9 protein-coding genes are annotated in these 14,493 nt (G+C 35.5%); 8 read left to right on the plus strand and 1 reads right to left on the minus strand.

Annotated elements, in window-relative coordinates:
• The first annotated feature begins 329 nt into the window (after positions 1-329).
• From ABDW27_RS17520 to ABDW27_RS17550, 7 genes are all read left to right on the plus strand, one after another.
• Complete coding sequence (locus tag ABDW27_RS17520; protein WP_343697057.1) at positions 330-3,497, plus strand: TonB-dependent receptor; 3,168 nt, start codon at positions 330-332, stop codon at positions 3,495-3,497.
• 13 nt (positions 3,498-3,510) lie between these two features.
• A complete protein-coding gene (locus ABDW27_RS17525; RefSeq protein ID WP_343697058.1) occupies positions 3,511-5,142 on the plus strand; it encodes a RagB/SusD family nutrient uptake outer membrane protein in 1,632 nt (543 codons plus the stop codon).
• 34 nt (positions 5,143-5,176) lie between these two features.
• Positions 5,177-6,544: a glycan-binding surface protein gene (locus tag ABDW27_RS17530; protein WP_343697059.1), complete on the plus strand. Its 1,368-nt coding sequence runs from the start codon at positions 5,177-5,179 to the stop codon at positions 6,542-6,544.
• Positions 6,545-6,557: 13 nt separating this feature from the next.
• Positions 6,558-8,756 (plus strand): endo-1,4-beta-xylanase, encoded by a 2,199-nt coding sequence (locus tag ABDW27_RS17535; protein ID WP_343697060.1) that lies wholly within the window; start codon positions 6,558-6,560, stop codon positions 8,754-8,756.
• 85 nt (positions 8,757-8,841) lie between these two features.
• Positions 8,842-9,549 (plus strand): beta-galactosidase, encoded by a 708-nt coding sequence (locus ABDW27_RS17540; protein WP_343697061.1) that lies wholly within the window; start codon positions 8,842-8,844, stop codon positions 9,547-9,549.
• A gap of 83 nt (positions 9,550-9,632) precedes the next feature.
• Positions 9,633-10,469 (plus strand): DUF5597 domain-containing protein, encoded by an 837-nt coding sequence (locus ABDW27_RS17545; RefSeq protein ID WP_343697062.1) that lies wholly within the window; start codon positions 9,633-9,635, stop codon positions 10,467-10,469.
• A 199-nt stretch (positions 10,470-10,668) separates the two neighbouring features.
• A complete protein-coding gene (locus tag ABDW27_RS17550) occupies positions 10,669-12,576 on the plus strand; it encodes a sialate O-acetylesterase (RefSeq protein ID WP_343697063.1) in 1,908 nt (635 codons plus the stop codon).
• A gap of 182 nt (positions 12,577-12,758) precedes the next feature.
• Here the strand turns inward: ABDW27_RS17550 and ABDW27_RS17555 are convergent, their stop codons facing one another.
• A complete protein-coding gene (locus tag ABDW27_RS17555; RefSeq protein ID WP_343697064.1) occupies positions 12,759-13,679 on the minus strand; it encodes a bifunctional helix-turn-helix transcriptional regulator/GNAT family N-acetyltransferase in 921 nt (306 codons plus the stop codon).
• A gap of 149 nt (positions 13,680-13,828) precedes the next feature.
• Between ABDW27_RS17555 and ABDW27_RS17560 the strand changes: the two genes are divergently transcribed.
• Positions 13,829-14,440 carry an LpxA family transferase gene (locus ABDW27_RS17560; protein WP_343697065.1) on the plus strand — a complete coding sequence of 204 codons (612 nt, stop codon included), beginning with the start codon at positions 13,829-13,831 and terminating at the stop codon, positions 14,438-14,440.
• Positions 14,441-14,493 lie beyond the last annotated feature (53 nt).

A 14,493-nucleotide genomic window follows, 5' to 3' on the forward strand; every position in this document is an offset into this window, starting at 1 on the left:
ATGTAGTCGTGTTTAAAATATCTTAAAACTGACATTTTGTACTTTTTTTAATAATTTGAATAATTGGTCTTTTTATTCTCAATCTTTACAACTTTCATTAAGTGAATTTTATTAAAAAATCAATATTTTAGTTATATAAACAAAATGTGTGTTTTTTTAATCTGCATTTTTTTTATAATTCATAAAAAAAATTAACGCAACCGATTGTGTGTTGTTGTTTTTTATATATATTTGTTTTTGTAATGATTTAAGCAGTTTTACTTTGTTTAAGTCTGTCAAAAAAATTCTACTAACTAAACCATACTATTAACTAATTAAACTAATTATTTATGACTAACCTTTTAATTACTAAAAGCAAATCAAAATACTTTAAGAATTTAGGATATCTGATTCTGATGTTAGTATTTTCTGCTGCGGTAAATGCACAAACCACTGTGTCAGGAACTGTTTCTGATAGTAACGGACCAATACCCGGAGTAAATATTTTTGTAAAGGGAACGAAAATCAGTTCGGTTTCTAATTTTGACGGAACTTATACGATAAGTCCTATTCCGGCGAATGCCATTTTATCTTTCAGCTTTATTGGCTATAAACCAAAAGATGTAGCTGTTGCGAATAAAAGTAAAGTAGATGTTGTACTCGAAGAAGACGTAAGCAGTTTAAAAGAAGTAGTAGTTGTAGGTTACGGTACCATGAAAAGATCAGATTTAACAGGATCAATTTCATCTGTAACCAGTCAGGCTGTTGCACAGTCGGTAACTACTTCGATCGAACAGGTTCTTCAGGGACGTACAGCGGGAGTTAACGTACAGGCAAACAACGGTGCACCGGGTTCGAGTTCTTCTATTCGTATTCGTGGTATCAGTTCATTAACAGGATCAAACGAACCTATTTTTGTAATCGATGGTGTTATTATCGATAATACGACAAGTTCAGTAAATAGTAATCCGCTTTCTATGATTAATCCGTCTGATATTGTTTCTATGGACGTTTTAAAAGATGCTTCGGCAACAGCAATTTATGGTTCAAGAGCAGCAAACGGAGTTATTATCGTAACAACCAAAAGAGGCAAAAAAGGCGATCTTACTTTAAACTTTGACAGTTATGTAGGATGGCAGGAAATTCCGAAACACTTAGATTTATTAAATCTTAGAGAATACGGAACTTTAAAAAACACACGTTCTGATTTGGGAATTGTAGAGCGTGACAATACCTTTATTCGTCCTGAATTATTAGGAGAAGGAACAGACTGGCAGAAAGAATTGTTTAGTACTGCTTTAATGCAGAGCTACAATTTATCGGCTTCAGGAGGTTCAGAAAGTACAACTTACTCTTTAGGAATTGGTTATTTAGATCAGGAAGGTATTGCGATTGGTTCTTCATTCGATCGTTTCAATTTAAGAGGAGTTGTCGATTCACAGGTTAAAAGCTTTTTAAAAGTGGGAGTAAACTTTGCCCTAAGTCAATACAACCAAACTACTACTGTTACCGACGATGCTTTGATTATTACAGCTTTAAAACAAACGCCAAACGTGGCAGTTCGTAATGCTGACGGAACATTTGACGGACCTGATACTACAGAATTTGTTCAGAATAATCCAATTGGTCTGGCTTCAATCAAAGACAATCACAATAAAAATTATGCCATCAGAGCGAATACGTACGCAGAAATTGGTTTTACAAAAGACCTTAAATTCAAAACGCAATATTCATTAGATTACGGATTTGCAAACAATTATACTTTTAATCCATCTTATACATTTGGAGCATTAGCAAATGACGTACGCGAAGGTTCGAGAACAAAATCAAACAGTGCATTCTGGAGCTGGAACAATTTATTGACATACAATAAAACTTTTGGTGTTCATACGATCAATGCGATATTAGGACAGGAAATGCAGGAATCAAGCTGGGAAAGTCTTTACGGATATCGTTCTGGTTATATCACAAACGGCGCAACAGATTTGAATGCCGGAGATGCCACAACAGCAAGAAACTCAAACTCAAGCAGTGTTAGTTCTATCAGTTCTTATTTCGGACGTATATTTTATTCTTTCAATGATAAATATTTATTAACGGCAACTTTAAGAAGAGACGGATCTTCAAAATTTGCAGAAGAAAACCGCTGGGGATGGTTTCCGTCAGCCGCTTTAGCATGGAAAGTTTCAAATGAAAATTTCTTAAAAGAAAATAAAACCATCAACAATTTAAAATTACGTTTAGGATGGGGAGCAGTTGGTAACCAAAGTGCGCCAAACTATGCTTATACTTCAATTTACGGATCTTCGGCAACAAACTGGGGAACAGGACAATTAGCAGGAAATACAGCAAACCCTGATATTAAATGGGAAACTACATATTCCAGCAACATTGGTTTGGATCTTGGACTTTTTAATAACAGAATAGAATTAGTTGCTGATGTTTATTACAAAAAAACAAACGACTTACTTCTGGAACTGCCATTACCGGCTTATGTGGGAACAACAGGTCAGGGATCTACAAGACCGCCAACAGTAAATATCGGATCGCTTGAAAACAAAGGTTTTGAGTTTAGTTTGAATACTATCAACATGGAGAGAAGAGATTTTATATGGAAATCAAATCTTGTTTTCTCTATGAACAGAAGTAAAGTTCTGGGATTAAATACAGAATCTGGAGTATTAAATAAAAACATTCAGCAAGGTTCTGATATTACAACGGTTACTAGAACTGCTGTAGGACAGCCAATAGGACAATTTTACGGATATAAAGTTATTGGCCGATTTGAAAAAGCAACTGATTTCTATTATAAAGATAAAGACGGAACTATAAAACCAACAGCTTTACCAGAAGGAATGGCAATTGGGGAAAATAATGTATGGATTGGAGATTACATTTTTGAAGATGTAAACAAGGACGGAATTATTAACGAAAAAGACCGTGATTATATCGGAAATCCGGCTCCCGATTTTACTTTCGGTATCGGAAATACATTCTCATTCCAGGGATTTGATATCAATATTTTATTGACAGGTTCTTACGGAAATGATGTTGTAAACTATCAAAGACGCTGGTTAGAAAATCCACGTGAAAACACGAATTTATTAAAATCAGCTTTAGGATATGCGCAGTTAGAATTAATCGACCCGAACGGACCAAATGATTATCGTAACGTGCAGATCGTAGGCGGAGATCCTTATATGCCAAGAATTGGCGCGTCTTCTGCGTCATCTGCTTCAAATTATCGTTTCAGTAACCGATTTGTAGAAGATGGTTCTTATGTACGAGTAAAAAATATTTCAATAGGATATAATCTGCCTAAAAAATTATATTCTAAATACGGAATCTCAAACGTAAAAATATACTCAAACGCTCAAAACGTTTTAACATTTACAAAATACAAAGGTTACGATCCGGAAGTAGGATCAATCAATCAGGACGCACTTTTAAGCGGTATTGACAACGGACGCTATCCTTCGCCAATTATTACTACGCTTGGATTGAATGTTAATTTCTAAAATTTTACAAACTATGAAAACAAAAAAAATATTTTACACGGTTCTTATGATCGCCTTGCCATTTGTTTGGACTAGTTGTAGTGATCTTTTAGATGTTGAACCGGAAGATCAAATCACAAAAGAAAACTTTTATCAGTCAGAAGCCGATTTTCAGTCTGCAACAGGACCGCTTTACAACAGAGTGTGGTTCGATTTTAATGATAAATTTTATTATGGTTTAGGAGACGGACGTTCGGATAACTTGTATGCACCTTATTCTGATTATGTTTATCCGTTTACAGATTTGTCTGAAACGGGATTAACCGGGCCTTTAGTTTCTGCCTGGGGATCTTTATACAATGTAGTACAGCAGTCAAATAACGTTATTATCGGGATTTCCGGAAGTAAAGTAAGCGAAAGCATCAAAAACAAATATATTGCCGAAGCCCGTTTTATGAGAGGAACCGCTTATTGGTATTTAGCGTCTTTATGGGGAGATGTAATTATTTCTACAGATCCGAGAGAATTGGTTAAAAACCCAATTGTAAACAAAAATCCTCTAAAAGATGTATACGAATTTGCCATTCGTGATTTAGAGTTTGCTGCAAAATACCTTCCGGAAACGGCTGGACAAGCCGGGCGTTTAACAAAATACAGCGCATTCGGAATGCTGTCTCGTGTTTACTTATCATTTTCAGGAGTTAGCGATAATCCAAACAGCGGATCGAGAAATCAGCAGTATTTAGATTTAGCCAAAAAAGCGGCCGAAAAAGTAATCAATTCAGGCCCATACACTTTAATGTCAAACTACGCCGATTTGTTTATGATCGACAACAACAATAATTCTGAATCGATGTTTGCTCTGCAATGGGTTCCAAACGGAGATTATGGAGTTATCAATACACATCAGGCCTATTTTGCTTTAGGTTCTGACATAACCGGAGACGACGCAGCCTGGGGATACTGGACAAGAGCTTCTTATGATATTTTAAAAGAATACGAATCAAAAGACACTCGCCGTAAAGCAACCTGGATGGGTGATGACGATTTCTATCCGGAAATCAACAAATCAAACGGAGGTTATACTGTCGATCATGCAAAAGAATTCTTAACAGTAAAAAAAGGGGTAGTAGGTTCTACAAAAGACAACTCTAAAATCAGCCGTATGAATTCGGCTTTAAATACTTACATGCTTCGTTTGGGTGAAGTTTATTTGAATTACGCCGAAGCAGTTTTAGGAAACAACGCTTCAACTTCAGATGCACTTGCTTTAGATGGCGTAAACAAATTACGTGTGCGTGCAGGTCTTGATCCAAAAACAAGTTTAACATACAACGATATCATTCACGAAAGAAGAGTAGAATTGTGTATGGAAGGACAATATTGGTACGATTTAGTGAGAAGAGCCTATTACAAACAGCAAGAAGTTATAAATTACATAACAGCACAAAATCGCGGTACAATTCAGCCCATTTTGTATGATTCGGCAACCAATACCGTTTCGATCGACCCGGCAAGAAGCAGCAGTCCGCGTTCAATTGGCGTGATCGATGCCACTATTTTCCTTCTTCCTTATCCGGAATCAGAACTGGTACAAAATCCATTGTTAAGAGAAAACCCGGTTCCGTATCAGTTTACAGAAGATAAAATAACAGACTTGTTCTAGTATTTTAAAAAATAACTTAAAAAGAAAGATTAAGATGAAATATATTTTAAATAAAAAGTATTGGGCACCCATCGCACTGCTGGGAATAATGTTCTTTAGTACGTTATTTACTTCGTGTGACAATAACGATTCTGAAGGCGGAACAATAACCATAACAAAAGTTTTTCTGGAAGATGTAAACTCCACCGTGCCAGACAGAGAAGTTACTTTTGCCCGTTTAGGACAGACTTTACGTATTGAAGGTTCAGGATTTTCAAATTTAAGAAGAGTTTACATAAACGGATATTTAACTTATTTTAATGTTGTTTTCGTATCAGATAAATCGATGCTGGTAAGTGTCTCTGCAGACACACCAATTTTAGAAGCAGATCCGGCTGTTAGAAACACCATTCGATTTGTAAATGATAATAATGAAACCACATTTTCATTTGAAATCCGCGCAGGAAAACCGGCCATTACAAATATCTCAAACACAATGCCGAATGCAGGAGAAGTCATTACAGTTTACGGAACAGGTTTAACCGAAGTAAGCAAAGTAGTTTTCCCCGGAAATATCGAAGTAACTTCAGGAATAACATCTGATGAAGATGGTGAATTTTTTACAGTAGTTGCACCAAACGGAGTATCAGACAACGGAGGTTCATTATTTGTTCAGAGTTCAAACGGAGGCGTTTATTCTCCGGCTTATTTCAACTTCAAAAAAGGAGTTTTATTAGATTTTGACGGAAGAGGACAACACGGATATTGGGGAAGCTCAACAAGTATGATTCAACCGGAAGATTTAGAATCTTTAACTATAGGAACAGGAAATGCTTCACAAGGGAAATATGTACCACACCGTCCGGCCAGAATTGCTTCATTTGATGCCGCCAAAAACCGCTGTACAGAAGTTTGGACAGCAGGAAACGGAGTAGACAACTGGAGAGCACAATTAACGCCTTATATTCCGGCAAATACCCCGCTTGACAAAGTAGCATTACAATTTGAAGTTTATGTTCCGGATGCATGGAAAGATTCAGGTTTCTTAAAAATTTGTATGGTCAATAATTTCAACGGAGGCGAATGGACAGGAGCTGTTTATAATTATGTGCCGTGGATTGTTGACGGAAAATCGGTTGCATTTCAAACTACAGGCTGGACAACCGTAACAATTCCGTTAAACAAATTTTATGCATGGTCAAAAGAAGCCTTTACATTCGAAACAGTTTTAGCATATCGCGAAGCGGCAACCTATCAAAATTTTGGTTTCTTCTTTGAAAATTCTGATATCAAACTTTCAAATGTTACAGGAACAGCAAGCGAGGTAGAATTCCCTTCAAAAGCAACTTCTGTAAAAGTATACACAGACAATTGGAGAATTGTATCCTTAGACACTCCGGTTTACAATGACTTTGCTAACTAAAAAAAACACCAAAATGAAATATAAATATATATTACCAATAATTGCTTCATCCTTAATGGTTCTGGCCTCATGCGATGATAATTTGATGGAATGGGGAAAAGATCCGGAACACGGAGAAGTAACCGGAGCCGAACTTCCACTGGAATTAGTAGAAAAAATAAGCCGATATGAACCTCTTAAAACCTACACCGATTTTACTTTAGGAAACGGAATCGGAATCAGTCTTTACATGACCGATGAAACGTATCGTAAAATTGTAAACGAAAACTTTGATGAGGTTACGCCGGGTTACGAAATGAAACACGGCGCAATGGTAAATGCTAAAGGTGAAATTAATTTCGCTAATGTTGATGCTTTTATCGCTGCCACAAAAAGTGCCGGTTTAAAAGTTTTCGGCCACACTTTGGTCTGGCATTCGAACCAAAATGCAAGTTATTTAAACAGTATAATTGCGCCAACTGTAATTCCGGGTTCAAGCGGAACCAATACATTAGATGTTGCAGGTTTAAAAAGCGGAACATTTGCCAACTGGGCTAGAAACAATCCCGGAAAAGGAATTTCTATTGCAGCAAATGAAGGACTTGCAACGGGTTCGCAAGCCATAAAATTAGAATCAAGCGCAACATCTTCTGCACCATATAATCTGCAGTTAACCTCTCCGGATGTGTCAATTGTAAGCGGGCATAATTATGAGATTTCTTTTTACATAAAATCTGATGTAACCGGAAAAGGACGTATTTCTTTTAATGGTTCATTAACCAATCAATATCCATACAAAGACTGGTTTAGCACAGGCGGATCATGGACAGAAGCTTTTGCAACAACCTCAGCATGGCAGCAGGTTAAAATTAAATTAGCTCCCGGAGATTTTGTCAGCGGAAGCACTAATTTTAAATTCAATATCGATTTGGGATATCTGCCAAATGTGACTTATTTAATTGATGTAAACACAATTGCAGTTGTAGATCTTGATGCAGCAACAGCCGTTACAAATTTGGTAACCAATGGTAATTTCAATACAGACATCAGCGGATGGTCAAAATACAATGGAGCAAATGATGCTTTAAGCGCTGCAGGTGCGTCTGATGCGTATGAAGGAAACGGAGCAATGAAAGTGGTAAACGCAACTTCGGATGCGGCAAATCAATGGAAAACGCAGATTCATGCTGATTTTACTTCTATGATGACATCCGGAAAAGAATATACCATTTCATTTATGATCCGTTCTGAAGCAACAGGTTCTGTAAGATGTTCTACAACAGGAACAACAGCACATTACCAGGGAGATCAGGCAACATCGCCAACGTGGAAATTAATTGAATGGAAATTTACCGGAAACGGAACCGAAACAGGTTTAAATTTTGATTTAGGAGGAACTGCCGGAACATATTATATAGACAATGTTTCAGTAACAGATGGTTCATCCGGAGGCGGGCCAACTGCGCCGGTTACAATTGATAAAACCGATGCCGAAAAAACAAAAATTATTGGAGATGCCATGGAAGACTGGATTTCTAAAATGATGACACATTACAAAACAAGTGTTTTTGCATGGGATGTTGTAAATGAACCAATGAAAGAAGACGGAACCTTAAGAAACGGAACAGAAGGCGATACAGCATCTGATTATTTCTCATGGATCAAATATCTTGGAAAAGATTACGCTGTAATAGCCTTTAAACTGGCTCGTCAGTACGGAAATGCCACAGACAAGCTTTTCATCAACGATTATAATTTAGAATCAAGATTAGATAAATGCGACGGATTGATTCAGTATGTTGAATATATCGAAAGCCAAGGCGGAAAAGTAGACGGAATTGGAACGCAAATGCACATCGGCCTAACAACAGATAAAGAAAAAATTGCTCAAATGTTCCAAAAACTGGCCGCAACAGGAAAATTAATTAAAATTTCTGAGCTTGATGTTAGATTAGGAACAAATGCGCCAACCGTTGCACAGCAGGCTTCACAAGCAGAAATGTATCAGTATGTGGTAGATATGTACAAAAAATATATTCCGGCAGCACAACAGTACGGAATCACAGTTTGGGGTGTTTCTGATAATTCAAAAGAACATGAATTCTGGTTACCGGATGAATCTCCAAATCTTTGGGATGCAAATTACGTTCGTAAACATGCCTATAAAGGAACCGCTGATGGTCTTGCAGGAAAAGATGTAAGTAAAGACTTTTCAGGAGAGTTGGTTAAGTAAGTTAAGTGTAGTTTTAATCCATAATATGAATCTGAAAAGATTTGTATTATGGATTATTCATTTTTTAATTTTAAAAGAAATTGGAATGTTTAAGTTTTCCGGCAGCCTAATTCTAATCTTGTTTTTGTCTTTTATACAAGTGGCTTTTTCTCAGGAAAAAATCCCGCATCTTCAAAAAAAAGGAAATAAAACACAGCTCATTGTCAACAACAAACCCTTTATTATTTGCGGCGGAGAATTAGGAAATTCTTCGGCAACGAGTATGGAAAGCATGGAACCAATCTGGCAGAAACTGACAGACATGAACCTCAACACGGTTTTAACGCCGGTTTATTGGGAATTAATAGAAGAGGAGCAGGGCAAATTTGATTTTTCTTTAATTGATGATTTAATTCTGAGAGCGCGAAAAGAAAATCTGAAACTCGTATTTCTTTGGTTCGGATCATGGAAAAACAGTATGTCGAGCCACGCTCCGGCATGGGTAAAATTAAACCAGAAAAAATATCCAAGAATAAAAGATGACAAAAATAAAAGTCATGAAATTCTAACGCCTTTCAGCGAAGATAATCTGCAGGCCGATTTGAATGCTTTTCAAAAACTAATGAAGCACATAAAAGAGTTCGATCAAAAAGAACAAACGGTAATTATGGTTCAGGTTGAAAATGAAATTGGAATGCTGCCAACGGCAAGAGATTATCATCCGTTAGCTAATGAAGCTTTTAAAAAAGAAGTTCCAAAGGAATTAATAGAATATCTGCAGAAAAACAAACCAAATCTCGTTCCTGAATTTTAGAAATCTGGAAGAAAAACGGATTCAAAACAAAAGGAAACTGGGAAGAAATCTTCGGAAAAAGCCTTGCGGCTGATGAAATTTTTATGGCTTGGTATTTTTCTAAATTTACTAACAAAGTTGCCAAAGCCGGAAAAGAGGTTTATCCAATTCCGATGTTTGTAAATGCAGCTTTAAACGCCCCGGGAAAAAAGCCCGGAGAATATCCAAGTGCAGGTCCGCTGCCACATGTAATGGACGTTTGGAAAGCCGCCGGAAATTCCATAGATTTTCTTTCACCGGATTTCTATAATCCATCATTTAAACATTGGAATGATTTATTTACGCGACAAGGCGATCCGTTATTTATTCCCGAACATCGTTTTGATGAAACCGCTCCATTTAAAGGTTTATACGCAATAGGACATTATGAAGCAATTGGATTTTCGCCTTTTTCAATAGAATCTGTAACCGATGCAAAAAAAGAACCTTTAGGAAAAATATATGATTTAATGCAGCAATTGACTCCGGTTATTGAAGCTAATAAAGGTGAAGGAAAAATCGACGGTGTTTTGTTAGATAAAACAAACAATACGCAGATTATCAATTTAGGAAACTACGAATTTACTTTTAAACACGATTATACTTTAAATTGGTCAGATGGAGCAAAAGCGGAAGTTTGGCCAATGTCAAGTGCAATAATTATAGAAATTTCACCGGACGAATTTTATATTTCCGGTTCCGGAATTGTCGTAACTTTTAAACCATTAAAAAACAAAAACGGCAACGCCGGAATATTAAAAACAGACCAAGGGAAATTTGAAAATGAAAAATGGAAAACCATAAGACATTTCAACGGAGACCAAACCCATCAAGGAAGACATCTTAGAATTTCAGTAGGCGATTACGAAATCCAAAAAATAAAACTATACATTTATGAGTAGTTTTTTTGCCACGAATTCACGAATTGACATAATTATTTTTAAACAAATAAAAATCTGCTAAATCTGCGTGAAAAAAATTAGCCACAGATTAAAGGATTAAAAGGATTTTTAAATTAATCAGTGATAATCTTTTAATCTGTGGCAAAAAACAATCAGCGTAAATCCGTATAATCAGTGGGCAAAATATAAACAAGACCAAATGAAAAAAATAATATTAGCAATACTTATAGTCTTCAATGCCAATGCTCAAATAAAACTTCCGCGCTTAATAAGCGACGGAATGATTTTACAGTGTGATACAAAAGTAAATATCTGGGGCTGGGCAGCGCCAAAAGAAAAAATCGAACTCGATTTCAATCATAAAACATACAAAACCACTACAGCCGAAGACGGAAAATGGCAAATTGAACTTCCATCACAAAAAGCTGGCGGACCGTATGAAGTGACTTTAAAAGCATCCAATACAATCGTTCTCAAAAACATTCTTTTTGGCGACGTCTGGATTTGTTCCGGTCAATCGAATATGGAACTGCCAATGGAACGTCTAAAAGACAAATACAAAGAATATATCGCTAAATCAGAAAACCCAAACATCAGACAATTTGTAGTTCCCGATGAATATTATTTCAAAGAAGAAAGAGCCGATTTTTCTTCAGGTTCGTGGATTTCTGCAAATCCGCAAAACATTTTACAGTTTTCGGGAGTAGCTTATTTTTTTGCGTTAGAAATCTATGAAAAATATAAAATTCCTATCGGATTAATTAATACCGCTTTGGGTGGTTCTCCTGCCGAATCCTGGATTAGCGAAGAAAACATTAAAAAATTCCCCAATTATTATGAAGAATATCTAAAATTTAAAGACGGAAAACTCGAAAAACAAATTGACGAAAATGACCGAAAAGTAAGTTCAGACTGGTACAAACTACTAAATGAAACTGATTCAGGACTTAAAAATAACTGGAGAAATTCAATTGAGATTTCTGACTGGAAAGAAATGAATATTCCCGGTTATTGGGCAGACGGAGAACTGGGAAATGTAAACGGTTCAGTCTGGTTTAAAAAAGAATTCACTTTAGAAAAAATAAAAGAAAATCAGGTAAAAATTATTTTAGGACGAATTGTCGATGCCGATTCGGTTTTTGTAAACGGAAATTTTATCGGCACAACTTCCTATCAATATCCGCCGAGAATTTATTCTTTCAATACTAATATTTTAAAAGAAGGGAAAAACGAAATTACCGTTCGTATAATTAATAATTCGGGTAAAGGAGGTTTTATAACGGATAAACCTTATGAACTAATAATTGGCGATCAAACCATTGATTTAAAAGGAAACTGGAAATACAAATTGGGCTCAAAAATGTTACCGCTTCCGGGACAGACTTTTGTGAGATGGAAACCAGTTGGGTTGTACAATGCGATGATTGCACCGTTAAAAAATTATTCCGTAAAAGGTGTTTTATGGTATCAGGGAGAATCGAATACCAAAAATCCATCCGAATATTCAGCTTTAATGGAAACTTTAATTACAAACTGGCGCACACAATGGAAACAGGAAAAACTGCCTTTTTTATTAGTTCAGCTGGCCAATTATATGGAACCAAAAACAGAACCTGCTGAAAGTAATTGGGCTGCGTTGAGGCAGCAGCAATTGAATACGCTTAAAGTTTCAAATACCGGATTGGCCGTAACAATTGATTTAGGCGAATGGAATGATATTCATCCTTTGAACAAATTTGATGTCGGGAAAAGATTAGCGCTTCAGGCAAGAAAACTGGCTTATGGTGAGAAAAATTTAATAGCTTCCGGACCAATTTTTAAATCGATGGAAAGAAAGGAAAATAAATTGATTATACGTTTTTCAGATGTTGGAACCGGATTATTTATTAAAAACGGAAGTGAGTTAAAAGAATTTGCCATTGCCGGAAATGATGGAAAATTTGTTTGGGCAAAAGCCATAATCGAAGGCGAAAAAATTATAGTCTGGAATGATACAATTTCAAATCCCGAAAAAGTAAGATACGCCTGGGCTGATAATCCAACAGAAGCAAATTTATACAATAAAGAAAATTTACCGGCTTCGCCATTTGAAGTAGATATTAAATAATTTTTTGCACCCATTTTTATTCAATTGCCTCCAGCTTTAGCTGGAGGCAAGTAATTTACACCCATTTTATTCTGTAGAGACGCACAGCAGTGCGTCTAACGCAACGTAACCCCAGCGTATATCACTTTGCGCATAAGGCGCACTGCTGTGCGTTTCTACGATATACTTTGTGTTGATATTATTTATGACAGTTTTAAATCATAACGTTCTTCATTAAAAACTTTTCCCCATTCTTGTACTTCTTTAGACCAGTTAAGTTCAAAACCGGCAAGTTTATACATTTCAAGAGCCTTGTCCTGCATGCTTGTTGTGAGCAGAAAAACATTTTTAAATTTCTTTTCACGACAAAAATCAACGGCATCAGTTAAAAGCTTTTTACCAATTCCCAAACCTCGAAATGACGGATCGAGTAAAAACCATCTCAATTGAGCTTCGTTTTCAGGTTGATGCTGAATGGCAACACAGCCTACAATTTTGTTATTATATTCTGCCATCCAGATTCGGTCATATTCAGGAGAATAATTTTCTAAGAAATTATAGAAAGTTTTAATAACATATTTTTCAAATTCATTCGAAAAATTTGATTCATTTCCGTAGATAAATCCATGTAAATAAATAATATAACCAATATCGCCCGGATTAATTTCATGGCGATACGTAATATCACTTTTAAGAGGTTTGTTTTCTGAAAGAAGATTTTTAACCGCATGCATGGAGTTGACCAGATTCTCTTTTTCAAAGAAATTCAGCTTATCTATTTTGTGATCTATTTGCTCATCAACTTTTGCATTTAATGAACTTAGTAATTCTTTTCCTAAATCGCTGAGTTTAATATTAAATGCACGTTTATCTTCTGATGAAGAAACCTTTACAATTAAATCATCTTTTAAAAAACGTTTTAAAATCCGGCTTACATATCCTTTATCGAGATTTAGAATCTCGGTTAATTTTTGCGCTGTAATGATTTTATTTTCGCTGATTTCGTAAAGGATTCGGACTTCGGTCAGCGAATAATCACTATCCAAATAATGCTGGCTTAAAATATCTAAATGAGCGGTATAAAAGCGATTAAAACTTCTGATTTTTGAAGTGACGGTATTCATAATTTGAAATATTGTATTGTTGAATACAAATATATAAAATTAGTTGCTTTTGTCAACTAAATATTTTTTGAAATAATAAAAATTGAAGTCTTTCAAAGTCTTATTTTTATAAGATAAATAAATCCTTCTCTTTTTAAAATGATTCAACCATGATAAAACCAATCGAATTTATAGAAAACTTTGACACTTATTTTCCGGATTATATAAATACAGAACCTTGGAATATTGTTAACGAACTGGACAAAATACTTTTAGAAAAAATAAAAAATCTTTCAGCAGATTATAAAATAGAAGGCTCAATTGCCATACATAAAACAGCTATAATAGAAGAAGGTATAACCTTAAAAGGAACAATTATTATATCAGAGGATTGTTATGTTGGTGCACACGCTTATTTACGCGGACCAATATTATTTGGAAAATCTGTAAAAATTGGTCCAGGTTCAGAAATTAAGCAGTCCTTTATTTCTGATAATTCAGCCGTGGCACATTTTAATTATATAGGAAATAGTCTCATTGGTCAAAACATAAATTTCGAAGCCGGTTCTATCTGCGCCAATCATTACAACGAAAGAAAAAACAAAAACATTTCAGTTAAATACAAAGACAATATCATCAATACAAATTCAGATAAATTTGGATCGCTGCTTGGAGACCATTCTAAAGTTGGTGCAAATGCCGTTTTGTCGCCGGGAACAATTTTGGATAAAAATACAATTGTGAAACGATTACAGTTGATTGAACAATTAATAGAGGAATAACTTTGCGTAGACGCACTGCTGTGCGTCTCTACGATATGCTTTGTGTTGATATT

The sequence above is a fragment of the Flavobacterium sp. genome, assembly GCF_039595935.1.
Classification (GTDB): Bacteria; Bacteroidota; Bacteroidia; order Flavobacteriales; family Flavobacteriaceae; genus Flavobacterium.